This is a genomic window from Comamonas denitrificans (assembly GCF_017368815.1).
Lineage (GTDB): Bacteria > Pseudomonadota > Gammaproteobacteria > Burkholderiales > Burkholderiaceae_C > Comamonas > Comamonas denitrificans.
The window spans coordinates 1-25,231 of record NZ_JAFNME010000028.1 but is presented as its reverse complement, the minus strand read 5'-3'; the positions used below and the strand labels follow the sequence as shown (position 1 = coordinate 25,231).

At 62.3% G+C, this 25,231-nt stretch carries 21 protein-coding genes, 2 tRNA genes and 1 pseudogene; 17 read left to right on the top strand and 7 right to left on the bottom strand.

Going from position 1 to position 25,231, the window contains the following annotated elements; genetic code table 11:
• Positions 1-34 precede the first annotated feature (34 nt).
• Together J1777_RS11605 and J1777_RS11600 are read right to left on the bottom strand one after the other, a co-directional pair.
• Positions 35-460, bottom strand: a complete 426-nt coding sequence (locus J1777_RS11605; protein ID WP_207575867.1) for a biopolymer transporter ExbD — start codon at positions 458-460, stop codon at positions 35-37.
• Between the two features lie 45 nt (positions 461-505).
• On the bottom strand, positions 506-1,129 hold the full coding sequence (locus tag J1777_RS11600) for a MotA/TolQ/ExbB proton channel family protein (RefSeq protein ID WP_207575859.1): 624 nt from the start codon (positions 1,127-1,129) through the stop codon (positions 506-508).
• Positions 1,130-1,216: 87 nt separating this feature from the next.
• Between J1777_RS11600 and xseA the strand changes: the two genes are divergently transcribed.
• The 3 genes from xseA to ygiD all read left to right on the top strand — a co-directional run bounded on the left by xseA (position 1,217) and on the right by ygiD (position 4,244).
• Complete coding sequence (gene xseA, locus J1777_RS11595; protein ID WP_207575858.1) at positions 1,217-2,524, top strand: exodeoxyribonuclease VII large subunit; 1,308 nt, start codon at positions 1,217-1,219, stop codon at positions 2,522-2,524.
• 201 nt (positions 2,525-2,725) lie between these two features.
• The gene (locus J1777_RS11590; protein WP_207575857.1) at positions 2,726-3,310 is read left to right on the top strand and encodes a superoxide dismutase; all 585 of its coding nucleotides are present in this window, start codon (positions 2,726-2,728) and stop codon (positions 3,308-3,310) included.
• 94 nt (positions 3,311-3,404) lie between these two features.
• Positions 3,405-4,244: a 4,5-DOPA-extradiol-dioxygenase gene (gene ygiD, locus J1777_RS11585; protein WP_207575856.1), complete on the top strand. Its 840-nt coding sequence runs from the start codon at positions 3,405-3,407 to the stop codon at positions 4,242-4,244.
• 185 nt (positions 4,245-4,429) lie between these two features.
• Here the strand turns inward: ygiD and J1777_RS11580 are convergent, their stop codons facing one another.
• From J1777_RS11580 to J1777_RS11560, 5 genes are all read right to left on the bottom strand, one after another.
• A complete protein-coding gene (locus J1777_RS11580; protein WP_207575855.1) occupies positions 4,430-5,632 on the bottom strand; it encodes an amino acid aminotransferase in 1,203 nt (400 codons plus the stop codon).
• A 187-nt stretch (positions 5,633-5,819) separates the two neighbouring features.
• Positions 5,820-6,947, bottom strand: coding sequence for an ABC transporter permease (locus J1777_RS11575; RefSeq protein ID WP_207575854.1), 1,128 nt, complete (start codon positions 6,945-6,947; stop codon positions 5,820-5,822).
• 18 nt (positions 6,948-6,965) lie between these two features.
• Positions 6,966-9,764, bottom strand: coding sequence for a ribosome-associated ATPase/putative transporter RbbA (gene rbbA / locus J1777_RS11570; protein ID WP_207575853.1), 2,799 nt, complete (start codon positions 9,762-9,764; stop codon positions 6,966-6,968).
• Between the two features lie 5 nt (positions 9,765-9,769).
• Positions 9,770-10,840, bottom strand: a complete 1,071-nt coding sequence (locus tag J1777_RS11565) for an HlyD family secretion protein (protein WP_207575852.1) — start codon at positions 10,838-10,840, stop codon at positions 9,770-9,772.
• Between the two features lie 27 nt (positions 10,841-10,867).
• Complete coding sequence (locus J1777_RS11560; protein WP_207575851.1) at positions 10,868-12,358, bottom strand: efflux transporter outer membrane subunit; 1,491 nt, start codon at positions 12,356-12,358, stop codon at positions 10,868-10,870.
• Positions 12,359-12,485: 127 nt separating this feature from the next.
• Between J1777_RS11560 and J1777_RS11555 the strand changes: the two genes are divergently transcribed.
• From J1777_RS11555 to J1777_RS11490, 14 genes and pseudogenes are all read left to right on the top strand, one after another.
• Positions 12,486-13,070, top strand: coding sequence for a TetR/AcrR family transcriptional regulator (locus J1777_RS11555; RefSeq protein WP_207575850.1), 585 nt, complete (start codon positions 12,486-12,488; stop codon positions 13,068-13,070).
• A 39-nt stretch (positions 13,071-13,109) separates the two neighbouring features.
• A complete protein-coding gene (gene uvrB, locus J1777_RS11550) occupies positions 13,110-15,170 on the top strand; it encodes an excinuclease ABC subunit UvrB (protein ID WP_207575849.1) in 2,061 nt (686 codons plus the stop codon).
• A gap of 197 nt (positions 15,171-15,367) precedes the next feature.
• Positions 15,368-15,910, top strand: coding sequence for a Fe-S cluster assembly transcriptional regulator IscR (iscR, locus tag J1777_RS11545; protein WP_207575848.1), 543 nt, complete (start codon positions 15,368-15,370; stop codon positions 15,908-15,910).
• Between the two features lie 11 nt (positions 15,911-15,921).
• Positions 15,922-17,121 carry an IscS subfamily cysteine desulfurase gene (locus J1777_RS11540; RefSeq protein WP_207575847.1) on the top strand — a complete coding sequence of 400 codons (1,200 nt, stop codon included), beginning with the start codon at positions 15,922-15,924 and terminating at the stop codon, positions 17,119-17,121.
• Positions 17,122-17,127: 6 nt separating this feature from the next.
• Positions 17,128-17,529 (top strand): iron-sulfur cluster assembly scaffold protein, encoded by a 402-nt coding sequence (locus tag J1777_RS11535; RefSeq protein WP_207575846.1) that lies wholly within the window; start codon positions 17,128-17,130, stop codon positions 17,527-17,529.
• A 27-nt stretch (positions 17,530-17,556) separates the two neighbouring features.
• Positions 17,557-17,883, top strand: a complete 327-nt coding sequence (locus tag J1777_RS11530; protein ID WP_207575845.1) for a HesB/IscA family protein — start codon at positions 17,557-17,559, stop codon at positions 17,881-17,883.
• Between the two features lie 87 nt (positions 17,884-17,970).
• Positions 17,971-18,681, top strand: coding sequence for a DNA polymerase III subunit epsilon (gene dnaQ / locus J1777_RS11525; protein ID WP_207575844.1), 711 nt, complete (start codon positions 17,971-17,973; stop codon positions 18,679-18,681).
• A gap of 70 nt (positions 18,682-18,751) precedes the next feature.
• Positions 18,752-18,826 (top strand) — tRNA-Val (locus tag J1777_RS11520).
• 8 nt (positions 18,827-18,834) lie between these two features.
• Positions 18,835-18,909 (top strand) — tRNA-Val (locus tag J1777_RS11515).
• A 179-nt stretch (positions 18,910-19,088) separates the two neighbouring features.
• Positions 19,089-20,651 carry a class I SAM-dependent DNA methyltransferase gene (locus J1777_RS11510; protein WP_207575843.1) on the top strand — a complete coding sequence of 521 codons (1,563 nt, stop codon included), beginning with the start codon at positions 19,089-19,091 and terminating at the stop codon, positions 20,649-20,651.
• Positions 20,641-21,723 (top strand): PDDEXK nuclease domain-containing protein, encoded by a 1,083-nt coding sequence (locus J1777_RS11505; RefSeq protein ID WP_207575842.1) that lies wholly within the window; start codon positions 20,641-20,643, stop codon positions 21,721-21,723. The genes J1777_RS11510 and J1777_RS11505 overlap by 11 nt, the downstream gene beginning before the upstream one ends.
• Positions 21,720-22,973, top strand: a complete 1,254-nt coding sequence (locus J1777_RS11500; protein WP_207575841.1) for a restriction endonuclease subunit S — start codon at positions 21,720-21,722, stop codon at positions 22,971-22,973. The genes J1777_RS11505 and J1777_RS11500 overlap by 4 nt, the downstream gene beginning before the upstream one ends.
• Before the next feature lie 103 nt (positions 22,974-23,076).
• Entirely contained in the window at positions 23,077-24,792 is a 1,716-nt protein-coding gene (locus J1777_RS11495; protein ID WP_207575840.1) for an RNA-binding domain-containing protein, read from the top strand.
• 138 nt (positions 24,793-24,930) lie between these two features.
• Positions 24,931-25,104: pseudogene (locus J1777_RS11490) on the top strand (VF530 family protein); the annotation flags it as partial.
• Positions 25,105-25,231 lie beyond the last annotated feature (127 nt).

Below are 25,231 nucleotides of genomic sequence, written 5' to 3'. Positions count from 1 at the left end.
ATTGGGCAAGGCAGCGCGGAGGGTGGCTGGCTGCTTATTGGCCTGCAGCGGAGGTCGCTTGGGTGGCAAAGGTAATTTGCGACAGCCCGGCCCGCCGCGCCGCTTCCATGGCCGAGACGACCGATTGGTGCGGTGCATTGGCATCGGCGCTGATGATGACGATGCTGTCCTTGCCGGCCGGGGCATGGCGGGTCAGGGCGCTGGCGATGCCCTCGACACTGCGGTCTTGCAGCGCATCTTTGCCTACGGCGTAGCGGCCATCGGCGGCAATGCTGACGATGACTTCTTTGGGCCGGTCGCGCAGCTGCTCGGTATCGGCGCTGGGCAGGGTCAATTCCATTTCAGTGAATTTGCTGTAGGTGGTGGTCAGCATCAAAAAGATGAGGATGACCAGCAGCACATCGATGAAGGGGATCAGGTTGATCTCAGGCTCTTCGGTGCGGCGCTTGCGAAAGTTGATGGCCATGGGCGCTTGTCCTCCTGCGGGTTCTGCGGGCGGGGCCGTTTAGCGGCGCAGTTGCAACAAGTGGTGCAGAAATTGCTCGCTGGCCAGCTCCAGCTGCAGCAAATAGCCATCGACCCGGGCGCGAAAGTAGCGCCAAAAAATCAGTGCCGGAATGGCCACGATCAAACCAAAAGCGGTGTTGTACAGCGCAATCGAAATGCCATGGGCCAGTTGCGCCGGGTTGCCGCTGCCAACCGCACCGCCGCCCGCTTGCGAGCCAAAAATCTCAATCATGCCAATCACGGTGCCCAGCAGGCCCAGCAGGGGGGCGGCCGAAGCAATTGTGGCCAGAGCCCCCAAGTAGCGCTCCAGCTTGTGCGCTGCGGCGCGGCCGGCGGTCTCCATTTGGGCCTGCAGGTATTCTTGCTGGCTGGACTGGCCGATGGCCTTGAGGCCGCTGGCCAAGACCTCGCCCAGGGCGCTGTTTTGGGCCAGTTGGGCAATCACTTGCTCGCTGGGAACCCCTTGGCGCGAGACGGAGATGGCCTCTTGCAGCAGATTTTCGGGGGCGATCTTGCTGGCTTTGAGCGAAATAAAGCGCTCCACAATGAGCGCCAAGGCCAAAATAGAGCAGGCAATCAGGGGCCAGATGGGCCAGCCAGCGGCTTGGATGATGGTCAGCAACGTATTCTCTCCGCGTGGTGTAGGTGAAAATCAACCGCTGATTATCACTGCCTGACAAGGTGCTTTTGCCGTTTTACCGGTTTTCTTATGTATCAAGCTTCTTTGAATGGCCCCGGTGCTGCGCCCGTGTGGGCGGTGGGGGCCTTGTGCCAAGCCATTGCCGATAGTTTGCAGGCACGCTTCAACCCCGTGCAGGTGCGGGGGGAGATCGCCGGCTTTTCCCGTGCGCCCAGTGGGCATTGCTATTTTTCGATCAAGGATGCCACCGGCCAACTGCGCTGCGCCATGTTTCGCCGTGCTGCGCAAAACCTGGATTTTTCCCCGCGCGATGGCGATTTGGTCGAGCTGCAAGGCCAGCTGGGGGTGTACGAGCAGCGTGGTGATTTGCAGCTGATTGTCGAAAAACTGCAGCGGGCCGGGCAAGGCAGCTGGATGGAGCAGTTCCTGCGCCTGAAAGAGCGTTTGCAAGCGCAGGGCCTGTTTGCTGCGGAGCGCAAGCGCCCCTTGCCCGCCATGCCCCGGGGGATTGGCTTGGTGACCTCGCTGGGGGCGGCTGCTTTGCACGATGTGGTGACCGCCTTGCAGCGCCGGGCCCCGTATTTGCCGGTGGTGTTGGTGCCTGCCTTGGTGCAGGGGGAGCAAGCGCCGGCCTCTTTGGTGGCGGCTTTGCACCAGGTGTACGCGCTGGCGCAGCAACCGGGCCCGCACCCCCCGGTGGATGCCATCTTGCTGGTGCGCGGTGGCGGTTCCATGGAAGACCTGTGGGCCTTTAACGATGAGGCCTTGGCCCACACCATTGTGCAAAGCCCGGTGCCACTGGTCAGTGGCGTGGGGCACGAGACCGATTTCACCATTGCCGATTTTTGTGCCGATGTGCGCGCGCCCACCCCCACGGCCGCCGCTGAGCTGGTGGCCCCGGCCCGCGCCGATTGCCTGTTGCAACTGCAGGCTTGGGCAGAACGTATTGAGCGCTTGCTGCAGCAGCGCGTGCAAAACCAGCAGCAGTGGCTGGACAAACTGACTCTGCGCCTGGGGCAGCCGGGCAAGGCGCTGCAAACCCAGCGCTTGCTGTGCCAGCGCCAAGGCCAGCAAATGGCGCAAGCCGTTCAATTAAAATTGAAGCAGTCAGCGCTTACCCAGCAAGCGTTAGAGGCCAATTTTCATAAAAATTTTCAACGCCAGCTGCAGCAGCGCCGCCAAACCTTGGCGCTGCTGACGCAGCGGCTGGAGCTGCTCAACCCGGAACACGTGCTGCAGCGCGGGTTTGCGTGGCTGACCACCCCCCAGGGGCAAGTGGTATCTTCGGTGGGCAGCGCTCCGGTCGGTACGGCTTTGCAAGCGCAATTGGCTGACGGCCGTTTGGATTTAACCGTAGTGCAACCGCGTTTGCTGTAAAAGTTGGGTTGCAGCCGGGTTGCCGCCGATTGTGGCACCTGGCGCTTTTTATCCGGGGCGGTCAGCCAAAGTGTGTGCTTGTGCCTACAATTAACCGGTTGGCGACTTTTTGCGTTAAATCAAATTCAGTGCTGACTCAGTACTCACGCAAAGAAACCTGCAGTTTTTTTCTCACAATTTCTAACCATCAAGAGGAACACCATGGAACATACCCTGCCCGCTCTGCCTTACGCCATCGACGCACTGGCCCCCCACTACAGCCAAGAAACGCTGGAGTTTCACCACGGCAAGCACCATAACGCCTATGTGGTGAACCTGAACAACCTGCAAAAAGGCACCGAGTTTGAAAACATGGGCCTGGAAGAGATCATCAAAAAATCTTCCGGCGGCATCTACAACAACGCGGCGCAAATCTGGAACCACACCTTCTTCTGGAGCTGCATGAAGCCCCAAGGCGGTGGCGCTCCTACCGGCGCGTTGCTGGAGGCCATCAACGCCAAGTGGGGCAGCTTTGACAAGTTCAAAGAAGAATTCACCAAATCGGCCGTGGGCAACTTTGGCTCGGGCTGGACGTGGCTGGTGAAAAAAGCCGATGGCAGCGTGGACATCGTCAATACCGGCCCGGCTGGCACCCCCCTGACCACCGCCGACAAGGCCTTGCTGACGGTGGACGTGTGGGAGCACGCCTACTACATCGACTACCGCAATGCCCGTCCCAAGTTTGTCGAAGTGTTCTTGAACCACTTGGCCAACTGGGATTTTGCCCAGGCCAACTTTGCCGCCTGAGCTCAGCCTTAACCGTTGAAGAACTCCCCTTCGGCTCCACCCGCTGGCCTGCGTCAGCGGGTTTTTTTTGTGTATTTTTGTTGTAATCATGGGCATGACTGCTGCTTTGTTATCCGATTTGCTCCCCGTCACCCCACGCTTGCCGGTGCTGTTTGTCGGCCATGGCAGCCCCATGAATGCCATTGAAAAAAACGCTTGGCATTTAACCTGGGCCGATCTGGGGCAAGAATTGTTGCAACGCTTTCCCCGCCCAACGTTGATTGTGTGCATCTCTGCGCATTGGCTGACCGGCGGCAGTTGGGCGCTGAGTGGGGCCGCGCAACCGGCCACCTTGCATGATTTTGGTGGTTTTCCGCCTGAGCTGTACCAGTGCCGCTACCCCGCCCCGGGGGCCCCCGCACTGGCCCCGGCATTGGCGGCGGCGTTAAAAAATCCGGCCACAGGCAAGCCGCTGAACGTCGATTGGGAGCGCGGTCTGGACCACGGTGCCTGGGGCGTGCTGCAGCCCATGTTTCCGCAGGCCGATATCCCCGTGGTGCAACTGAGCATGGACATCACCCGCCCTGCTGCCGAGCACTGGGCGCTGGGCCAGCAATTGGCCGCGCTGCGCGAGCGCGGCGTGCTCTTGGTGGCCAGTGGCAATGTGGTGCACAACCTGTCCACCCTGCGCCAGGGCATGGGCCTTAATGCCACCTACCGCTGGGCGCTGCAGTTTGATGACCGTGTGGCCAATCACATTCTGGCGGGCGATGTGCAGCCGCTGGTGCAGTTTGCCCAATGGGGGGATATCACCGAGGTCTGCCACCCCACGCACGAGCATTTCTTGCCGCTGCTTTACGCGGCTGCAGCGGTGGTGCCGGGCGATCGCCCCCGCTTTTTCAATGCTGGGTTTCAAATGGCCTCGATTGGTATGCGCTCGGTGGTGTGGGAGTGATGCGCGGGGCGGCCCAGAGCGCTGGGGCGGACGGTATGGTTTAAATAGCTGTTTCCGCTGAGTACACGCCATATTTTTGCAAATACTTCAAAAAAATGTTGTGATTGTTGCGCGGGTAGCTATAAAAAAAGCCACCTGTGAAGGTGGCTTTTGCATTGCACAGGCAAAGGCGCAAAGGCGCAAATTTAGCCTTGCAATACCTTGGCGATCGCCTGGCAGACGTAACCAACGTTTTGGCTATTGAGCGCGGCCACGCAGATGCGGCCGGTGTCGGTGCCGTAAACGCCAAATTCGCTGCGCAAGCGCAGCATTTGCTCTTTGGTCAGGCCCGAGTAGCTGAACATGCCGATTTGCTGCGTCATGAAAGACATGTCTTGCTGCACACCGGCGGCTTGCAGGCCATCGACCAGTTTTTGGCGCATGGCCTTGATGCGCACGCGCATGGCGCCCAGCTCCTCTTCCCATTGCTGGCGCAGGGCCGGGGTGGTGAGCACCTTGGCCACCACCGCACCGCCGTGGGTGGGCGGGTTGGAGTAGTTGGTGCGGATGACGATTTTCAGCTGCGAGAGCACGCGGGCGGCTTCTTCCTTGTCATTGGCGACCACCGACAAGGCCCCCACGCGCTCGCCGTACAGGCTGAAGCTTTTGCTGAACGAGGTGGAAACAAAAATATTCAGCCCGGCAGCAACAAATTTGCCAATCACTGCGCCGTCTTCGGCAATGCCATGGCCAAAGCCCTGGTAGGCCATATCGAGGAAGGCGACCAGGTTGTTGGCCTTCACCACCTCAATCACTTGGTCCCACTGCGCGGGGGTGATGTCGTAGCCGGTGGGGTTGTGGCAGCAGGCGTGCAGCACGGCGATGGTGCCAGGGGCGGCGCTGCGCAGGCTTTGCAGCATGCCGTCAAAGTTCACCCCGCGCTTGGCCGCGTCGTAGTAGGCGTAGGTATCAACTTCAAAACCGGCGTTTTGAAAGATGGCACGGTGGTTTTCCCAGCTGGGGTCAGAGATCAGCACCTTGGCGTTGGGGTTGAGCTTGTGCAAAAAGTCGGCACCGATTTTCAGGCCGCCGGTGCCGCCAATGGCTTGCACGGTGGCCACGCGGCCGCTGGTGACGGGCTCGGCATCGGCGCCAAACACCAGGGCTTTGACGGCGTTGTCGTAGGCAGCAATCCCGTCGATGGGCAGATAGCCACGGGCTGTCGGGGTGTCCATGAGGGCTTTTTCAGCCGCTTGTACGCACTGCAGCAGGGGCAATTTGCCGTTGTCGTCGAAGTACACGCCCACGCCCAGATTGACTTTTTGCGGGTTGGGATCGGCAGCGTATTGTTCGTTCAGGCCCAAAATGGGATCGCGCGGGGCCATTGCGACAGCGGAAAACAGAGACATGGTTCTTTGTCCTTGAGGGTAGAAAAAAAGCGTGCTCTCCCTCTTTGATAGCAAGCCGGATGCCGCCAGGGAAAGCCCTCTATTTTATGTGCGAATGGGCTGCTTTTGCAGCCCATTGCGCCAACGCGTTGCCCTGGAGGGCGGCCCAGGGCGGCAGATGCGAGGCTTCTGGCCGGAGGGGCGCGGTTCACGCCATCTGGCTGATGGTCTTGCGAAACCGCGCCAGCGACAGGGCGAACAGGGCGCTGCCGATGGCGGCCAGGGCCAGGAAGGGCTGCCACACCACGTCCAGCCCCGCGCCCCGGTAGAGGATGGCCTGGCCCAGTTCGACGAAGTGGGTGGTGGGGGCCAGCAGCATGACGCTTTGCACCAGCTCGGGCATGGATTCGCGCGGCGTCATGCCGCCCGAGAGCAGTTGCAGCGGCAGCAGGATCAGCACCATCAGCAGGCCGAACTGCGGCATGGAGCGGGCAATGGTGGCCAGAAAGATGCCCATGGCAGTGGTGGCGAACAGGCACAGCGCCGCCCCGGCCATGAACAGGGGGATGCTGCCCTCGACGGGTACCTGCAGCAGCCCGCGCACCACGAGGTGCAGGGAGATGCCGGCGGCCAGCAGCACCACTGCGCCCATCGACCAGACCTTGGCCAGCATGATCTGCGTGGGCGTGACAGGCATGACCAGCAGGTGTTCGATGGTGCCGTGCTCGCGCTCGCGGATCAGCGCTGCGCCGGTGAGGATGATGGAGAGCATGGTCACGTTGTTGATGATCTGCATCAGCGCCCCGAACCAGATCTTGTTCAGCCCCGGGTTGAAGCGGGCCCGCAGCTCCAGCGCCACGGGCAGGGCGGTGGCGGCGCGGTAGCGCTGGGTGAATTCGCGCACCTCGGCCAGGGCGATCTGCTGGATGTAGCCGCTGCCGCTGAAGGCCTGGCTCATGCGCGTGGCGTCCACGTTCAGTTGCAGGGTGGCGTTCTTGCCCGCCAGCACGTCGCGCTGGAAGTTGGGCGGAATGGTCAGGGCGAAGGTGAAGTCGCCCGCGTCCATGCCCGCATCCACCGCCTGCCAGGACAGCAGTTGCGGTGGCATGAAGTGCGGCGGGTAGAACGCCGAGGCGATGCGCTGCGACAGGGGCGAGTGGTCTTCATCGACGATGGCGATGGGCGCGTGGTGCAGCGTCTCGGGCATGGCCGAGGCGGCGGTGTAGACCGAGGCGGTGAAGGTGTAGACGATGAGGATCAGCATCACCGGGTCGCGCCACAGGCTCCACAGCTCCTTGATGCCCAGGCGCCAGATGTTTTTGAGGGTGAGCAGCATCGGTATTCCTTTTTCCGTTCAGCGCTCTTGCTTGGGCAGCGCCCAGATGGCGATGCCCATGATGACGGGGATGGCCAGCGCCAGCGCGGTGAAGGCCGCCGTCAGGTCGCCCAGGGTGAGCGCCTTGCTGAACACGCCCCGGCTGATGGCGAACATGTGGGTGGCCGGATAAATCTCGCCCACCCAGCGGCCCACGCCCTCCAGGGACGACACCGGGTCGGTCAGCCCGGAGAATTGCGAGGCCGGGATGATGGTGCCGATCAGGGCGAAGAACATGGCCGCAATCTGGCTGCGCGTGACGGCCGAGGCCAGCAGCCCCATGCCGGTGGCGATGATGGAAAACAGCAGCGCCGCCAGGGTGAGGGTGGCAAAGCTGCCGGTGATCGGCACGCCGAAGGCGAACACCGCCAGGGCGCACATCAGCAGGTAGTTGAGCATGGCCAGCAGCACGTAGGGCAGTTGCTTGCCCAGCAGGAATTCCACGCGCGTCACCGGGGTGGTGTAGAGGTTGAGGATGGAGCCCAGCTCCTTCTCGCGCACCACGGCCAGGGCGGTGAGCATGGCGGGCAGCATGAGCAGCAGCATGGGCATGACCGCCGGGGCCATGGCGGGCAGGCTTTTCACGTCCGGGTTGTAGCGAAAGCGCGTCTCTACCGCCACGTTGCTGCCCAGCTTCAGGCCGGTGCGCTCCCGCGCCTGCTCGGCCAGCCAGTGCTGGTGGATGCCTTGCACGTAGCCGCTCACCGTCTCTCCGCGCTGGGGCATGGCCCCGTCGAACCAGGCGCCGATGGCGGCGGGCTGGCCCGCCAGCACGGTGCGGCCGAAGCCGGGGGGAATTTCCAGCGCCAGCGACAGCTCGCCGCTGCGCATCCGCTGGTCGAGTTCGTCGTAGCTGGCCAGCGGTGCCCGTTCGGTGAAGTAGCGCGAGCCGGACAGGCTTTGCGCATAGCTGCGGCTGATGCTGGTCTGGTCGTGGTCGAGCACGGCAAAGCGCAGGCTTTCCACGTCCATGTTGATGCCCAGGCCGATCACCACCATCAGCACCAGCGAGCCGACCAGCGCCAGCGTGGCCCGCACCGGGTCGCGTTGCAGCTCCAGGGTTTCGCGCCAGACGTAGCTCCACAGGCGTTGCAGGCTGAACGCCGGGGTGGCGGGGCGGTTCGCTATTGATTCAGTTGCTAATTCCGCTGATTCAGAAATGTTTTCATGGTGTTTTATATTTGAATTGTTTTGTTTGTCAGCGGAAGAAGCTATGTTTGTTGATGCTTCCGCTGCCGGGGGCGCGGTTTCACCCGAGGCTTGCAGCAGATAGCCGATGAAGGCTTCTTCCAGCGTGGCCGCGCCGCGCTTGGCTACCAGGGCAGCGGGGGCATCGCTGTCGAGCACCCGGCCGGCGTGCATCATGGACATGCGGTCGCACCGCTCGGCCTCGTTCATGAAGTGGGTGGAGATGAAGATCGTCACCTGGTCGCGGCGCGACAGTTCCACCAGCAGTTGCCAGAACTGGTCGCGTGCCACGGGATCGACGCCCGAGGTCGGCTCGTCCAGGATGAGCAGCTCGGGCCGGTGCACCATGGCCACGGCCAGCGACAGGCGCTGGCGCAGGCCCAGGGGCAGGCGCTCGGGCAGGGCTTCGGCCTCGCCCTGCAGGCCAAAGCGCTCCAGCATTTCCTGCACGCGCTCTTTCACGTCCGCTTCGGGGACGTGAAAGAGCTGGGCGTGCAGCACCAGGTTTTGCCGCACCGTCAGCTCCCCGTACAGCGAGAAGGCCTGCGACATATAGCCCACGCGCCGCCGCGTGGCGATGTCGTGCGGGTTGACCAGATTGCCGAACAGCCAGGCCTGCCCCTCGCTGGCCGGCATCAGCCCGGTGAGCATCTTCATGGTGGTGGACTTGCCGCAGCCGTTGGAGCCGAGGAAGCCGAAAATCTCCCCGCGCCGGATGCGGAAATTGACGTGATCGACGGCCACGAAGTCGCCGAAGCGCATGGTCAGGTCACGCGCCTCGATGGCGATGTCGTCGGCGTGCGCCTGCAGCGGCGGGATGACGACCTCGGCATGGCCGCGTTTTTTCTCGGCGGGCAGCAGGGCGATGAAGGCGGCCTCCAGGTGCTGCGTGCCGGTCTGCGCCAGCAGCGCGGCGGGCGTGCCGGTGGCCAGCACCTGGCCTGCGTCCATGGCCACCAGCCAGTCGAAGCGCTGGGCTTCGTCCATGTAGGCGGTGGCGACCAGCACGCTCATGCCGGGGCGGGTGGTGCGGATGCGGGCGATCAGGTCCCAGAACTGGGCGCGGGCCAGCGGGTCGACGCCGGTGGTCGGCTCGTCCAGGATGAGCAGGTCGGGGTCGTGGATCAGGGCGCAGCACAGGCCGAGCTTTTGCTTCATGCCGCCGGAGAGCTTGCCGGCCGGGCGGGCCAGGAATTTTTGCAGCCCGGTGGCCTGGGTCAGGTCGTCGATGCGGCGGCGGCGCTCGGCAGCGTCGTGGCCGAACAGGCGGGCGAAGAATTGCAGGTTTTCCTCCACCGACAGGGTGGGGTAGAGGTTGCGCCCCAGCCCCTGCGGCATGTAGGCCACGCGCGGCAGGATGGCGTTGCGGTGGCGGCGCTGGGCCATGTCGCTGCCCAGCACTTCGACCTGGCCGTGCTGGATGATGCGGGCCCCGGCGATCAGCGCCAGCAGGCTGGATTTGCCCACGCCGTCGGGGCCGATCAGGCCGACCATGCGCCCGGCGGGGATGTCCAGCGTGATGCCGGCCAGGGCGTGCGTGTCGCCATAGCGCAGGGCGACATCGGTCAGGCGGACGACAGTTTCTGCCATGGCGTTTACTGCGGCACGTTGGGTTGCAGGGTGGCGGGCCAGGGGGTGCTGGCGTCCAGCTTCACCCAGGTCACGCCGGGCAGGCCGGTCTTGACCTGTTGCAGGTGGCGGGCGAGCAGTTCGCGGTCAATCTGCGCCCGCACGCGGAACATGAGCTTTTGGCGTTCGCTGGCGGTTTCCACCGTTTTGGGCGTGAACTGCGCAGTGGCCGAGACAAAGCTGATCGTGGCCGGGATGACGATGTGCGGCGCAGCGTCCAGGATGATGCGGGCCTCGCTGCCGATGGCCACGCGCCCGGCGGCGGTTTCCGGCAGGAAGAAGGTCATGTAGACGTCGGACAGATCGACCAGGTTCAGCACCCGGCCCCCGGCCCCCAGCACCTCGCCCTCCTGGGCGATGCGGAACTGCACCCGGCCATCGCGCGGGGCGGTCAGGGTGGCGTCGTGCAGGTCGGCATCGATGCGCTCGATGCTGGCCTGCGCGGCGGCGACCTGGGCTTGGGCACCGGTGACCTGGGTGCGGGCCGCCTGGATGGCGGCGCGGGCAGCGTCCACCTGTGCCTTGGAGGCGGTCACGCCCGCCTGGGCGCTGCGCTGGCGGGCGCGGTCGTCGTCCAGCTCCTGCTGGGAGGATGCGCCGTCGCGGGCCAGCTCGGTGGAGCGGGCCAGGCGGCGCTGGGCGGCATCCAGCTCGCTCTCGCGCAGGGCCACTTGCGCCTGGGTGGCCCGCAGGTCGCTCTCGCGCAGCGCCACCTGGGCGTGGGCGGTGGCCACGCCGTGCTGCGCCTGGGCGTGGCGGGCCACGGCTTCGCTGCGCTGGGCCTGCAGGGCGGCCACGTCCATGCGGGCCAGGGCTGTACCGGCCTGGACGAAGTCGCCTTCGGCGGCTAGCACTTCGGCCAGGCGGCCGGGCAGTTTGGTGGCGATGTCGATCTCGGTGGCTTCGATGCGGCCATTGCCCTGAACGAAACCCGCGCCCGGGCCGCTGTCGCGGCTGGCGTTCCAGGCAAAGTAGGCGGCTGCGGCGATCAGCGCAATCGCGGCGGGGGCGATCCATTTTTTGATACGTGCGTCCATGGTGTGCTTTCCGGAATGTTCTCTTTTTTAATCAGCGGTGGGCGGGGGCAACTGGGCGCTGCCGCCGCCCAGGGCGGTGTAGAGCTGCAGGCGGGCGCTGTGCAGGGCCCGCTCGGCCTGCACCACCTGCTGCTGGGCGGCGAGCAGGTCGCGCTCGGCATCCAGCACCTCGAAGTAGCGCGTGGCTCCCGCGTCATAGCGCCGCCGGGCCAGGCGGGCGCGTTCGGTCAGGGTGGCTTCGGTGGCCTGCAGGCTGTGCAGTTGCGTGTCCAGCCACTGGGTGGCCGCCAGAGCATCGGCTACGTCGCGGAAGGCGGCTTCAATGGTGCGCTGGTAGTGGTTCACGGCTTGCTCGCGCTGCACTTCGCTCAACTGCACATTGGCCTTGCGCCGCCCGCCGTCGAACAGCGGCAGGGCGATGCTGGGCGCAAACGTCCAGGCGCGGCTGCCGGCGGTGAACAGGCCGTCCAGCTCGGCGCTGGCCGTACCGCCCAGGGCGGTGAGGGCAATGCGCGGGAAATACATCGCCCGCGCCGCGCCGATGCGGGCGTTGGCCGCCTGCAACTGGTGTTCGGCGGCCAGGATGTCGGGCCGGTTTTCCAGCAGTTGCGCAGGCAGGCCCGGGGCCAGGGGGGCCAGCGGCAGCAGTTCTGCCAGCGGTTGGGGGCTGGGCGGCAGTGCCAGATCGGGCTGCCCGACCAGCAGGCCCAGGGCGTGCAGCTGGGTGCTGCGCTGCAACCGCAATTGGGCGACCAGGGTGCCGGCCTGCTGCCACAGCAGTTCCACCTGGACGAAATCGAGGCGCGAGGACGATCCCACCTCCACCCGGCGGGCAAACACGCGCCGCGCTTCGGCGCGGGTGGCCAGGGCCTGTTCGGCGAGGTGAATCCGCCAGTCCAGCTCGCGCACGGCCAGCCAGCCATCGGCCACCTGGGCCACCAGCAGCAGGTGGGCGGCGCGTTGGCCTTCGGCGCTGGCCCAGTAGCTGTGCAGGGTCGCTTCGTTCATGCTGCGCACGCGGCCCCACACATCCAGTTCCCAGCTGGTGAAGCCCACGCCCAGCTGGTGCTGGCTGGAGATCACCGGCTGGCCGCTGATATTCAAATCCCCCGGCACCTGCGCCCGTTGCGATTCCAGTCCCAGGCCGACGGCAGGGCTGCGTTCGGCCCGGGCGATGCCGTAGGCCGCGCGGGCTTGCGCGACCTGCAGCATGGCGGCCTGCAGGTCGCGGTTGTGCTGCAGGGCGTGTTCGATCAGTGTCTGCAACTCGGGGTGACGGAAGTAGTCGCGCCAGGCCAGTTGGTTCACGTCGCTGGCCTGCACCGGGCGGCTGTCCGCAAATTGCGCGGGCAGGGCGGTGGTGGGGCGCTCGTAGACCGGGGCCAGGCTGGTGCAGCCGGCCAGAACCAGGCTGCATGCCAGGGGCGGCAAGCTGCGGGCCAGCCAGGCAGACAGGCCCTTGCGGCGGGGGGAGGGGGCACAGCCGTGCTGTGCGCTAAGGGTCGGGAAGTTGTGCATGGCTCAAACCAGAATAATAACCGACTAGTCGGTATCTAATAGCATACTTGGTTTTTCCGACGGAGCTTTTTGAGGCGTGACAATACCGGGCATGATGGACAACGATAGGACTCAACCCAGGCGCAGATTGCGCCTGGCACCCGCGCAGCGCGTGCCGCAGATACTGGACGCGGCATTGCAGGAGTTCTCTCGCCGTGGCTTCACGGCGGCGCGGATGGACGACATTGCCCAGCGCTGCGGCCTGTCCAAAGGCGGGCTGTATGCCCATTTCGACAGCAAGGACGCCATCTTCAAGGCGCTGCTGGACCGCAGCCTGAACCGCACCGACTGGGCGCAGATGCCGCAACTGGCGGCGGTGGCCGGCACCCGGGCGGTGGCGGAGTGGACGGTCGATCGGCTGCACGCTGCCTTGCTGGCACCGGAGGTGATTACGCTGGTGCGCCTGCTGATTCCCGAGCGCGAGCGCGTGCCGCTGCGCGTGGACGAGTGGAAAAAGCTCACCCAGCAGCACACCCAGCAGGTCATGGCCGTGATCCACCACAACCTGGAGGCCAGTGGCCGCAAAGACACCGTGCTGGCCCGCCACCCCTGGCTGGTGCTGTCGCCCATCGTGCATGTACTGCTGTGGCATACCGTGTTTGGCGAAGGCGCAGAACCCGATCCGCACTACCGCCAGGCGCATATCGACATGTTGTGCGAGTTATTGGCCTGATGGCTGTTGTGGCAGCGTGCCTGTTAAAGTTTTCCCCGTATGCAAAAAACTCCCTCACCCGCCCCGGCGGGACAATTCGTGCATTTCGACAATTCCCCGTTTGCACTGTTCCAGCCCTATCCGCCCGCAGGTGACCAGCCCACGGCGATTGCCCAGCTGGTCGAAGGCGTGCGCGATGGCGAGGCGTTTCAGACCCTGCTGGGCGTGACCGGTTCGGGCAAGACCTTCACCATGGCCAACGTCATTGCCCAATTGGGCCGCCCGGCGATTGTGTTTGCGCCCAACAAGACGCTGGCGGCGCAGTTGTACAGCGAGTTTCGCGAGTTTTTCCCGCAAAACGCGGTGGAGTATTTCGTCAGCTATTACGACTATTACCAGCCCGAAGCCTACGTGCCGCAGCGCGATCTGTTCATCGAAAAAGACAGCGCCATCAACGAGCATATTGAGCAAATGCGCCTGTCCTGCACCAAAAGCCTGCTGGAGCGGCGCGATGTGATCATTGTGGCCACCGTCTCGGCCATCTACGGCATTGGCGAGCCCGAGAGCTACCACCAGATGGTGCTGATGCTGCGCGTGGGCGACCGCATTGCCCAGCGCGAGCTGATCGCCCAGCTGGTGCGCATGCAGTACCAGCGCAACGACGACGATTTCAGCCGGGGCAAGTTTCGCGTGCGTGGCGACACCATCGACGTGTTCCCGGCCGAGCATTCTGAGCTGGCCATCCGCATTGAGCTATTTGACGACGAGGTCGATGGCCTGCAATTGTTTGACCCGCTCACCGGCCAGGTGCAGCAGCGCATTCCGCGCTTTGCGGTGTACCCCAGCAGCCACTACGTCACCCCGCGCGATGTGGTGCTGCGGGCGGTGGAAACCATCAAGGAAGAATTGCGCCAGCGTGTGGCCGAGCTGGTCGAGGCGGGCAAGCTGGTAGAGGCCCAGCGCCTGGAGCAGCGCACCCGCTTTGACCTGGAAATGCTTTCTGAGCTGGGCCACTGCAAGGGCATCGAGAACTATTCGCGCCACCTTTCTGGCGCGGCACCGGGCGAGCCACCGGCCACGCTGATCGACTACCTGCCCAAAGATGCGCTGATGTTTTTGGATGAAAGCCACCAGATGATGGGGCAGCTCTCGGCCATGTACAACGGCGACCGCTCGCGCAAAACCACCTTGGTCGAGTATGGCTTTCGCCTGCCGTCGGCGCTGGACAACCGGCCTTTGAAGCTGGAAGAGTTTGAGCAGCGCATGCGCCAGGTGGTGTTTGTCTCAGCCACCCCGGCGGATTACGAAAAACAGCACAGTGGCCAGACGGTGGAGCAATTGGTGCGCCCCACCGGCTTGGTCGATCCTGAGATTGAAGTGCGCCCAGCCAGCAGCCAAGTCGATGATGTGCTGCAGGAAATTCACCAGCGCGTGGCCTGCCATGAGCGGGTGCTGATCACCACGCTGACCAAACGCATGGCCGAGCAGCTGACCGAGTACCTGAGCGAAAACGGCGTCAAAGTGCGCTATTTGCACTCGGATGTGGACACGGTCGAGCGCGTAGAAATCATCCGCGACCTGCGCCTGGGAGCGTTTGACGTGCTGGTGGGCATCAACCTGCTGCGCGAAGGGCTGGACATTCCCGAAGTCTCGTTGGTGGCGATTTTGGATGCCGATAAAGAAGGCTTTTTGCGCTCTGAGCGCAGCCTGATTCAAACCATAGGCCGTGCGGCGCGCAACTTGCACGGCAAGGCGATTTTGTACGCCGACCGCATCACCGATTCCATGCGCAAAGCCATGGACGAAACCGAGCGCCGCCGCGCCAAGCAAACGGCGTTCAACCTGGCCAACGGCATCGTCCCCACCGCCATCGTCAAGCGGGTCAAGGATTTGATCGACGGCGTGTACAGCGATAAATCCCAGCAACAAAGCCGCGAGGTGGCCCGCGCCGCCGCTGGGGCGCAGGCTGCGGCCGCCTTGTCCGAAGTGGAACTGGCCAAAGAAATCAAGCGCGTTGAAAAAGAGATGCTCGAATCGGCCAAACGCCTGGAGTTCGAATCTGCCGCCCGCTTGCGCGACCAGCTGGCCATCTTGAAAAATCAGCTGCTCGGGCTTGGCTAAAGCCTGCGCAAACGCGGCCCCGGCCTGTGCGGGCGGAAGCGGCTATTGCACTGTGTCCGACTGGGGTAAGGGGTTTTTGTGCTATAGTCCTACAAATTAGTCAAGAAATAAGAAAGTAGGGCCATTGCACAGAAACCTGGGAGTGGCCCGCTTACTTGTTTTTGGCGTTTTTGTTCTATTTTTTAAAGGAGCTTGCCATGCGTTTGACCACCAAAGGCCGTTTTGCCGTAACTGCCATGATTGATCTGGCCCTGCGCCAAAACAGCGGCCCCGTCACCTTGGCGGCAATCAGCCAGCGCCAGCAAATTTCGCTGTCCTATCTAGAGCAACTGTTTGGCAAATTGCGCCGCAACGAGTTGGTCGAATCCACCCGAGGCCCCGGCGGCGGCTACACCCTGGCCCGCAAAGCGGCCGACATTACGGTGACCGACATCATCACCTCGGTCGATGAACCCATTGATGCCACCCAGTGTGGCGGCAAAGAAAACTGTCTGGGCGAACAAGGCCGCTGCATGACGCACGACCTGTGGGCGGCCCTGAACAACCACATGGTTGAATTTTTAAACTCCGTCACCTTGCAAAAGCTGGTCGATGACCAGCTGGCACGCGGTATCCAAATCGAAGACAAGCCGGTGGTGCGCCGCGCCATTTCTTCGGCCCCCGTGGTCAAACCCATTCGCGTAAACGCCCCCAATTCGGTGTTCGCGCTGGGCAATGTTTTTAGTAGCAACAAATCCTGAGTGAGCTTTCGGTGCCGTCGTTCAATCGCCCTATCTATTTGGACTATGCCGCCACCACCCCGGTCGATCCTCGGGTCGTGCAGGCCATGGTGCCGTGGCTGGCCGAGCATTTTGGCAACCCCGCATCCAACACCCACGCCTGGGGCTGGGAGGCCGAGGAAGCCGTCGAGCAGGCCCGCAGCCATGTGGCCGCCCTGATTGGTGCCCAGGCCCGCGACGTGGTTTGGACGAGTGGGGCCACCGAGTCCAATAACCTGGCCATCACGGGCGCAGCCCTGGCTTATCAGGACAAAGGTCGCCACCTTATTACCCTGAAAACTGAGCACAAAGCCGTGCTCGACACCATGCGGGCCTTAGAGCAGCAAGGCTTTGCCGTCACTTTTCTGGATGTGCAACCCAATGGCCTGGTGGATTTAAGCGCGCTGCAAGCGGCCATGCGGCCGGACACCATTCTGGTCAGCGTCATGGCGGTGAACAACGAAATCGGCGTGGTACACGACAGCGCCGCCATTGGCCAGCTGTGCCGGCAGCAGGGCGTGCTGTTTCACGTTGATGCGGCCCAGGCCACGGGCAAAGTGGCGCTGGATGTGCAGGCCATGCAGGTGGATTTGATGAGCCTGGCCTCGCACAAAACCTATGGCCCCAAAGGCATCGGTGCCCTGTACGTGCGCCGCCAGCCGCGCGTGCGCCTGCAGGCGCAAATGCATGGCGGTGGGCATGAGCGCGGCCTGCGCTCGGGCACCTTGCCCACCCACCAAATCGTGGGCATGGGCGAAGCCTTTCGCCTGGCCCAGCTTGAAATGGCGCACGACAACGCCCATGCCCGCCAGTTGCAGCAGCAAGTGCTGGCAGGTTTGGCCGATGTGCCCGGTGTGGTGCTCAACGGCGATGCCACGCAGCGCGTGCCGCACAACCTGAACTTCAGCTTTGCCGGCATTGAGGGCGAAGCGCTCATGACCCGCGTCAGCGACACCGTCGCGCTGTCCAGCGGCTCGGCCTGCACCTCGGCCAGCATCGAACCCAGCCATGTGCTGCAAGCCTTGGGGCGCAGCCACCCCTTGGCACACAGCAGTTTGCGCATCAGCTACGGGCGCTTTAGCACCGAGGCCGACATCGCCCAGGCGCTGGCCTGCATCCGCAGCGCGGTGCTAGCGCTGCAAGCCATTAGCCCACTGGCGGTGCCTGCGGGTTTAGGTTTCGTTGGGCGGTAAAGAGTTATGGCTTCTCAGCACTACAGTGATTTGCTCTTAGAGCACAGCCGCCACCCACGCAATGTGGGCAGCTTGGCCACCCCGGCCCCTGGGGTGGGCGTGGGCCGTGTGGGCAGCCAAGAAACGGGGGCGGTGGTGCAACTGCACTTGCAATGCCCCATCGGCACCCAACGCATCGAGGCCGTGCGCTTTCAAGCCTATGGCGACACCGCCACGATTGCCGCCGCCTCGTTAATGACCGAATGGCTACACGGCAAAACCCTGGATGAGGCCCTGCAGCTGACCAGCAGCCGCTTGGTGCAAGCGCTGCAAATACCACCCGCGCGGGTGTTTGGTGCCATGTTGGTGCAAGATGCCGTGCGCAGCGCGGTGGCCGATTGCCGCCAACACCACCGCGTCAATCATTAGTTTTTATTTCTTTGGAGAGAGTCGTCCATGGCAACGATTACGGTTACCGAGCGTGCAGCTCGCCACGTCAGCAACTACCTGCAGCGCCAAGGCCACGGCATTGGCGTGCGGCTGGGGATTAAAACCACCGGCTGCTCCGGCTTTGCCTACCAACTGGAATACGCCGATGAAGCCAGGGCCGAAGACGTGGTGTTTGAGCAGCACGGCACCAAGCTGCTGATTGCCCCGGAACACCTCGCCTTGCTCGATGGCACGCAAATTGATTACGTGCGCAACGGCTTGAACGAGAGCTTCCAATTCACCAACCCCAATGAGCGCGATCGTTGTGGTTGCGGTGAAAGTTTCCGCATTTAAAGGAGCTGCTTGCGCTTTATTTACCTTGTTTTTGATATTAAAAGTATCTGAAACCCCGTATTTAAAGCGTAACAAGCTATAAAAAATATGCAGCGTTTCATTGTTCTGGACACAGAAACCACCGGCCTCTCGCCCGACAACGGCGATCGGATCATTGAGCTGGGCTGCGTTGAGCTGGTCGGGCGCAAACCCACCGGCAACAACCTGCACCTGTACTTCAACCCCGAGCGCGACAGCCACGAAGATGCCCTGCGCGTACACGGCTTGACCACGCAGTTTTTAAGCGACAAGCCCAAATTTGCTGAAAAAGCCCGCGACATCCTGGCCTACCTGCAAGGGGCGCAACTGATCATCCACAACGCACCGTTTGACATGGGCTTTTTGGAGAAAGAGTTTTCCCTGCTGGGCCTGCCCCCACTGAAAACCGCTGTGGCCGGCGTAACCGACTCGCTGGCCCTGGCCAAAGAACTCTTTCCTGGCAAACGCAACTCGCTCGATGCCCTGTGCGACCGACTGGGCGTGGACAACAGCGGGCGCACCTTGCACGGCGCATTGCTCGATGCCCAATTGCTGGCCGATGTTTACATCTACATGACGCGTGGCCAGCACGCCCTGTTGGGCGACGATGGCCAGTCCGGCAGCGCACACGACAGCCCGGCCCAGCGCATCGACCTGCGCCAGTATCAACTGCCCGTCTTGCCCGCCAGTGCCCAAGAGTTGGCCGCCCACGAAGAAACCTTGGCCGCCATCGACAAAGCCAGTGGCGGAAAAACAGTTTGGCGCAGTGCCCAATCCTGAAATAGCGCGTTAAATTTGTGCCATAATCCTGTCTTTCCGCAAACAGCGCCCCAGGCATGTTTCGGTAAAAGGGTGATTAGCTCAGTGGTAGAGCACTGCCTTCACACGGCAGGGGTCGCAGGTTCAAACCCTGCATCACCCACCACGACTACCGGGTCGTTAACTCAGCGGTAGAGTGCCACCTTCACACGGTGGAAGCCAGTGGTTCGATCCCACTACGACCCACCAAAAATTCAAAAAAACCTGTTTTTCCCCAAGAGAAACAGGTTTTTTTTCGTCTGGCTTTTTGTCGTGCTTGGCATCGTTCTGGGCGTTCCCCAGCCAAGCGTTTGCGGTTGTTGGTCCCAGCTAACGCCTGGCTTTTGTCGCCTATAGTCCGTGGCTTGCCATGGCACTTTTGTAACAACATGCTCGACGACATTAAAAAAACCCTCTGGGCCACGGCTGACAAGCTGCGCGCCAACATGGATGCGGCCGAATACAAGCACCTGGTGCTGGGCCTGATTTTTATCAAATACATCTCGGACAGCTTTACCGGCCACACCGCACTGCTCACCCAGCGCCTGCGCGACCCCGACGATGAGCTGTTCTATGGCGATGCCTCTGGCCAAGACATTGCCGCCGAACTCGAAGACCGTGACTACTACACCGCCGACAACGTGTTCTGGGTGCCCGAAGGTGCCCGCTGGGAAGACCTGCGCTCTAGCGCCAAGCAGCCCGACATTGGCAAACGCATTGACGACGCGCTGGCGCTGATCGAGCTGGAGAACCCCAAGCTCAAAGGCATTTTGGACAAGCGCTACGCCCGCGCCCAATTGCCCGATGGCAAGCTGGGCGAGTTGGTGGATTTGATTTCCACCATCGGCTTTGGCGATAGCCCCAGCCAAGCGCGCGACGTGCTGGGCCAAGTCTATGAATACTTTCTTGGCCAATTTGCTAGCGCCGAAGGCAAAAAAGGCGGCCAGTTCTACACCCCCGCCAGCATTGTCAAAACCCTGGTGGCCGTGCTGGCCCCGCACCAGGGCAAGGTGTATGACCCCTGTTGCGGATCAGGCGGCATGTTTGTGCAGTCAGAAAAATTCATAGCTGCACACGGAGGCAGGACGGGCGATGTCAGTATTTATGGCCAAGAATCCAACCCTACCACCTGGCGCCTGGCGGCCATGAACCTGGCCATTCGCGGCATTGACTTCAACCTGGGCAAAGAGCCGGGCGACACCTTTATCCGCAACCAGCACCCCGACCTGCGCGCTGACTACATCCTGGCCAACCCGCCCTTCAACATCAGCGACTGGTGGCACGGCAGCCTAGAGGGCGACCCGCGCTGGGTGTATGGCACGCCCCCGCAAGGCAACGCCAACTACGCCTGGCTGCAGCACATGCTGCACCACCTGCGCCCCACGGGCCGCGCCGGCATTGTGCTGGCCAACGGCAGCATGAGCAGCAGCCAGAACAACGAAGGCGTGATCCGCGCCGCCATGGTCGATGCCGACGTGGTCGAAGTCATGGTGGCCCTGCCCGGCCAGTTGTTCTTCAACACGCAAATCCCCGCCTGCCTGTGGTTCCTGGCCAAGCAGAAAACGCGCAAGGGCGAAGTGCTGTTTATCGACGCGCGCAAGCAGGGCCGCATGATCAGCCGCGTGCAGGCCGAGCTGGACGATGCCGCCATCACCCGCATTGCCGAAACCGTCGCCGCCTGGCGTGGCGAGGTGGAAACGGGCGCCAGCATTACCGACTACCACGACCAGCCCGGTTTTTGCCGCAGCGTGCCCCTGGCCGAAATCGCCCAGCACGGCCATGTGCTCACCCCGGGCCGCTACGTGGGCGCTGAGGCGGTGGAAGACGACGACGAAGCCTTTGCCGACAAGATGCAAAAGCTCACCGAAAAACTGGGCGAACAAATGGCCAAGGGCGCAGAGCTGGATGCGCTGATTCGGGCGAAGCTGGGAGGGCTGGGGTATGGGTTCTGAAATAACTGCACCCGCTGACGGATATGGCCCGTGGCTGGTCGAGCTGAAGGCCCGCTACCGCCAGGTACAGCTCAAGGCGGCGGTGGCCGTCAACACGGCCATGCTGCAGTTTTATTGGGAACTGGGCGCCGACATGGTGGCCAAACAAACGCAGTTTGCGTGGGGAAGCGGTTTTTTGAACCAGCTCAGCGCCGACTTGATGCGCGAGTTTCCTGAGGTCAAGGGGTTTTCCAAGCGCAATCTGGAGCAGATACGGCGCTGGTACAGCTTCTGGAATGCCTCACCAGCAATTGCGCAACAGCCTGTTGCGCAATTGATGGCCATTCCCTGGGGCCATCACCTCGCCATCCTGACCAAGTGCAAACAGCCGGACGAGGCGCTGTACTACGTGCAAGCCACGCAAACTTACGGCTGGAGCCGCAGCGTGCTCACCCACCAGATCGAAAGCGGTCTGTGGCAGCGCGAGGGCAAGGCCATTACCAACTTTGCCCAGACCCTGCCCGCCGTGCAATCTGACTTGGCGGTGCAACTGCTCAAAGACCCGTACCAGTTTGACTTTCTCTCCCTGACCCCAGAACACACCGAACGCGAGCTGGAAACCGCCCTCATCGAGCATGTGACCCAGTTTTTGCTGGAACTGGGCGCAGGCTTTGCCTACATGGGCCGCCAGGTGCCGCTGCAAGTGGGCGAGCGCGACTTCTTCTTGGATCTGCTTTTCTATCACGCACGCCTGCACTGCTACGTGGTGGTGGAGCTGAAAACCGTGGACTTTGAGCCTGAGTTTGCCGGCAAGCTCAACTTCTACCTGAAGGCCGTGGACGAACAACTGCGCCGCGAGGGCGACCAGCCCACCATTGGCCTGCTGCTGTGCAAAAGCAAAGACCGACTGGTGGCTGAATACGCCCTGAGCGATATGCAAAAGCCGATGGGCCTTGCGACCTACCACCTCAGCCATACCCTGCCCGAGGCGCTGCGGGGGCAGCTGCCCAGCATTGAGCAATTGGAGAGGGAGTTGGGGCTGGATGCTGCGGGTGGCGATGATTCGGGCGAAGCTGGGGGGGCTGGGGTATGAGTTCTGAGTTGCGTGTCGCACGACTTGAAGAAGTTCTGAGCTTTGCAAACGGACGAACCAGCCCAGAGCGGGAAGAAGCAGCCCCTGTTCCGGTATTTGGGTCAAACGGATTAATTGGTCAAGCGAGGGAGTTCAACTCCCCGCCGAACACGATCGTGATTGGGCGCGTTGGCTCCTACTGTGGTTCGGTTCACTTTTCTCGCGAAGCTTGCTGGGTGACGGATAACGCAATCCGTGCAACCGCAAAGGGAGAGAACGATCCTAACTTTCTGTACTACCTACTCAAGCAGCTGAATCTGAATAACTGGCGCAGCGGCTCCGGCCAGCCGTTGATCAATCAGACAACGTTGAATGCGATAGAAACGCAGATTCCTTACCCGAGAGAACAGCGAGCCATCTCGGGCATCGTAGGCGCCCTCGACGACCGCATCACCCTCCTGCGCGAAACCAACGCCACCCTTGAAGCCATCGCCCAGGCCCTGTTCAAGTCCTGGTTCGTCGATTTCGACCCCGTGCGCGCCAAGATGGAAGGCCGCACGCCTGAAGGCATGGACGAGGCCACCGCAGCGCTGTTTCCCGATGGGTTTGAAACGTCGGAGTTGGGGGAGGTGCCGAGGGGGTGGCGGGTTGGAACGCTTGGCTCAGTGTGTGGCTACCTGAATCGCGGTTTGTCACCCAAGTACATTGAAGCTGGTGGTGTCCTTGTCCTCAACCAAAAGTGCGTTCGAGACTTCTCTGTTGACTTCTCCAAGGGGCGTAGGCATGACCCCTCACAGCGCAAAATTGATGGTCGAGAAGTAGCAGTCGGCGATGTATTGGTGAACTCCACAGGCGTTGGCACATTGGGTCGCATTGCACAAGTTTTGCGCCTTCCAGAGCAGATCATCGTTGACTCTCACGTTACGGTTGTACGTGCAGGGTCTGATCTAAGTTGGCCCTATCTCGGGCAATTCATGGCCCGCAAACAGCCTGAAATTGAAGCAATGGGAGAGGGGTCTACCGGGCAGACCGAATTGGGTCGAGCAAAGCTGGCGTGCCTACCCATCGTCATTCCATCCGTGGCGGTATTGAACGGTTTTGACGAACTTGTGCTACCGCTGAAACAGCGTATCGCCGTTAACGAGAGCAAAACCCAAACCCTCTCCACCCTGCGCGACACCTTGCTCCCCCGCCTAATCTCCGGCCAACTGCACCTGCCCGAAGCCCAGGCCGCCACCGAAGCCGCCTTGGGCGGTACGCTGTCAGTATGAGTGCTTTACTTTTAATAGCTTCTTGCGCTTGTCCCATAAGGGGTATAGGCCTATTTTCCTCTAATTTTAAATATGCCCAACCCCGATCACCGGAGGCCACTGCATGAGCATTCCCTCGAATGAAGACATTCTGGCGCTGCTGGCCCAGTTGGATGACGCTATCGCCGATGCGCTGGAGAGCGAGTTTCTGGACTTCAAGCCTTCCTTGGGCCCCAAGGAAGATTTGAAGGTGGCCTGCGAATACGCGGTGTGCTTTGCCAATGCTGCCGGGGGTGTGGTGGTGTTTGGCGTGGCCGACAAGCAGCGGGGCCGTGCGCAGGCCATTGTGGGCACGCATGGCCATGATGTGGATGTGTTCAAGCGCGGTATTTATGACGGCACGCGCCCAGGCATCGAGGCCGAGGTGCTGGAGTTGTCCGTGCCCGAGGGCACAGGCAAGCTGTTGATAGTGCGTGTGCCCGAGGGCCAGCAAAAGCCCTACGGCACGGCGGCGGGCCTGTTCAAGCAGCGGGTGGGCAAGAACTGCATGCCGCTGGATCGCGTGGCGTTTCAACGCGCCCAGGTGGCCAGCGCGGCGCTGGACTGGAGCGGTGCGCCCGCCCAGGGGGTGGCGTTGTCCGACCTGGACCCTTTGCAGTTGGAGCGTGCCCGCCAGGTGCTGCGCAGCAAGGCGCCGTCCTCTGGCCTGCTTGACTTGCCAGACCTAGAGTTTTTGCAAGGCCTGGAGGCTGTGCGTGACGGGGTAGTGACCCACACCGGGGTCTTGCTGTTTGCGCGCCGGGAGGTATTGGCCCGCTGTTGCCCCCAGGCGCAGTTCCACTATGTGCTGCACGACAGCGAGACCACGGTGGCGCGCAACGATATTGATCGCTTGCCATTGCTCGAAGCGGTGGAGCGCATGGAGCAGGTGTTTGTGGGCCCGCTGAATCCGGAGCGGGAAATTGAGCTGGGTCTGTTCAAGCTGCGCATTCCGCAGTACCCCATTGAGGGCGTACGCGAAGCGGTACTGAATGCCTTGACACACCGCGACTATCTGAACCCTGGCGAGATTTTGGTGCGGCATTCAGCCCAAGAGCTGGTGGTGACCAGCCCTGGCGGGTTTGTGGCCGGCATCACGCCCGAGAACATCCTGCGGCACGAGGCGGTGCCGCGCAACCGCACACTGGCCAATGCGCTGGTAAAGCTGCGGCTGGTGGAGTCATCGGGCATTGGGCGGCGGCGCATCTTCCGCTCTGCCCTGGTGTACGGCAAGCGCCGTCCGCAATACCAGACCGATGGCTACACCGTCACCCTGCGCTTATTCAACCGCGAAACCCACAGCGCCGTCGCCCAAGTGGCAGCGCGGCTGGATGCCGCAGGAGCAGTAGTGACGCTGGACCATTTGCTGGTGCTGGATGCCCTGGTGGGCCAATCGTTCATGGATGTGGGCCAAGCAGCGCAAGTGCTGCAGCTGCCGCGTGACGATGCGCGCGCGGTGCTAGAGGCCATGTGCGCTGCACCGCTGAATTTGCTGGAGCGCAAAGGGCATACCTCGGCAGCGACGTTTCACCTCTCGAAGGGCGTCGCCACGGTTATCAAAGGCAAAGCGGCCTACACGCGGACACGGGGGCTGAACCCGGTGCGCTATGCAGAGCTGGTACGCGAGTACCTGAGTGACCACCAGCGGATCGACAATGCCCTGCTACGGGAGTTGCTCGGGTTAGGAGACTCTCCTTCTGCGCAGGTGCAGGCGTCGCGGCTTTTCAAGAAATGGTGCTTACCAGAAGGTTTTCTCACCAAGAATTCAGCGCAGGGGAAGCCGTATTACACGTTGCGTTGAGATAAAACAGGGCGTTTTAAAAGTGTTTAAAAAGTGTTTAACAAGTGCTTAGCAGTTGCTAAACGAATCGATAAAACTCAATAAAATCAATGTATTGCATTGCATTTTGCTAAGTACATTGCCTTTCAAGATCTTGACATGACAACCCCCACCCAACCCCGCAACCCGCTGCATGGCCTGACGCTGGAGGCCATCGTCACGGCGCTGGTGGCCTATTACGGCTGGAAGAAGCTGGGCCAGCGCATTCCAGTGCGCTGCTTTACCAGCGATCCCAGCGTGTCCTCCAGCCTCAAATTCCTGCGCAAAACCCCCGGTAATCCCCCCATAAACCATCACTCTGAGAAGTAGAGCTATGCGGCCATGGCCAGCCGCTGTCTGGGGGTGATGCCGCCCAATGCCATATTTGGGCGTTCATGGTTATACCGCCATATCCACTGCG

Excerpts from the sequence above, each read along its gene's own strand:
- xseA (WP_207575858.1), top strand. The coding sequence starts at position 1,217 with ATGTATCAAGCTTCTTTGAATGGCCCCGGTGCTGCGCCCGTGTGGGCG.
- J1777_RS11590 (WP_207575857.1), top strand. The coding sequence starts at position 2,726 with ATGGAACATACCCTGCCCGCTCTGCCTTACGCCATCGACGCACTGGCC.
- ygiD (WP_207575856.1), top strand. The coding sequence starts at position 3,405 with ATGACTGCTGCTTTGTTATCCGATTTGCTCCCCGTCACCCCACGCTTG.
- J1777_RS11580 (WP_207575855.1), bottom strand. The coding sequence starts at position 5,632 with ATGTCTCTGTTTTCCGCTGTCGCAATGGCCCCGCGCGATCCCATTTTG.
- J1777_RS11575 (WP_207575854.1), bottom strand. The coding sequence starts at position 6,947 with ATGCTGCTCACCCTCAAAAACATCTGGCGCCTGGGCATCAAGGAGCTG.
- rbbA (WP_207575853.1), bottom strand. The coding sequence starts at position 9,764 with ATGGCAGAAACTGTCGTCCGCCTGACCGATGTCGCCCTGCGCTATGGC.
- J1777_RS11565 (WP_207575852.1), bottom strand. The coding sequence starts at position 10,840 with ATGGACGCACGTATCAAAAAATGGATCGCCCCCGCCGCGATTGCGCTG.
- J1777_RS11560 (WP_207575851.1), bottom strand. The coding sequence starts at position 12,358 with ATGCACAACTTCCCGACCCTTAGCGCACAGCACGGCTGTGCCCCCTCC.
- uvrB (WP_207575849.1), top strand. The coding sequence starts at position 13,110 with ATGCAAAAAACTCCCTCACCCGCCCCGGCGGGACAATTCGTGCATTTC.
- iscR (WP_207575848.1), top strand. The coding sequence starts at position 15,368 with ATGCGTTTGACCACCAAAGGCCGTTTTGCCGTAACTGCCATGATTGAT.
- J1777_RS11535 (WP_207575846.1), top strand. The coding sequence starts at position 17,128 with ATGGCTTCTCAGCACTACAGTGATTTGCTCTTAGAGCACAGCCGCCAC.
- J1777_RS11530 (WP_207575845.1), top strand. The coding sequence starts at position 17,557 with ATGGCAACGATTACGGTTACCGAGCGTGCAGCTCGCCACGTCAGCAAC.
- dnaQ (WP_207575844.1), top strand. The coding sequence starts at position 17,971 with ATGCAGCGTTTCATTGTTCTGGACACAGAAACCACCGGCCTCTCGCCC.
- J1777_RS11510 (WP_207575843.1), top strand. The coding sequence starts at position 19,089 with ATGCTCGACGACATTAAAAAAACCCTCTGGGCCACGGCTGACAAGCTG.
- J1777_RS11505 (WP_207575842.1), top strand. The coding sequence starts at position 20,641 with ATGGGTTCTGAAATAACTGCACCCGCTGACGGATATGGCCCGTGGCTG.
- J1777_RS11500 (WP_207575841.1), top strand. The coding sequence starts at position 21,720 with ATGAGTTCTGAGTTGCGTGTCGCACGACTTGAAGAAGTTCTGAGCTTT.
- J1777_RS11495 (WP_207575840.1), top strand. The coding sequence starts at position 23,077 with ATGAGCATTCCCTCGAATGAAGACATTCTGGCGCTGCTGGCCCAGTTG.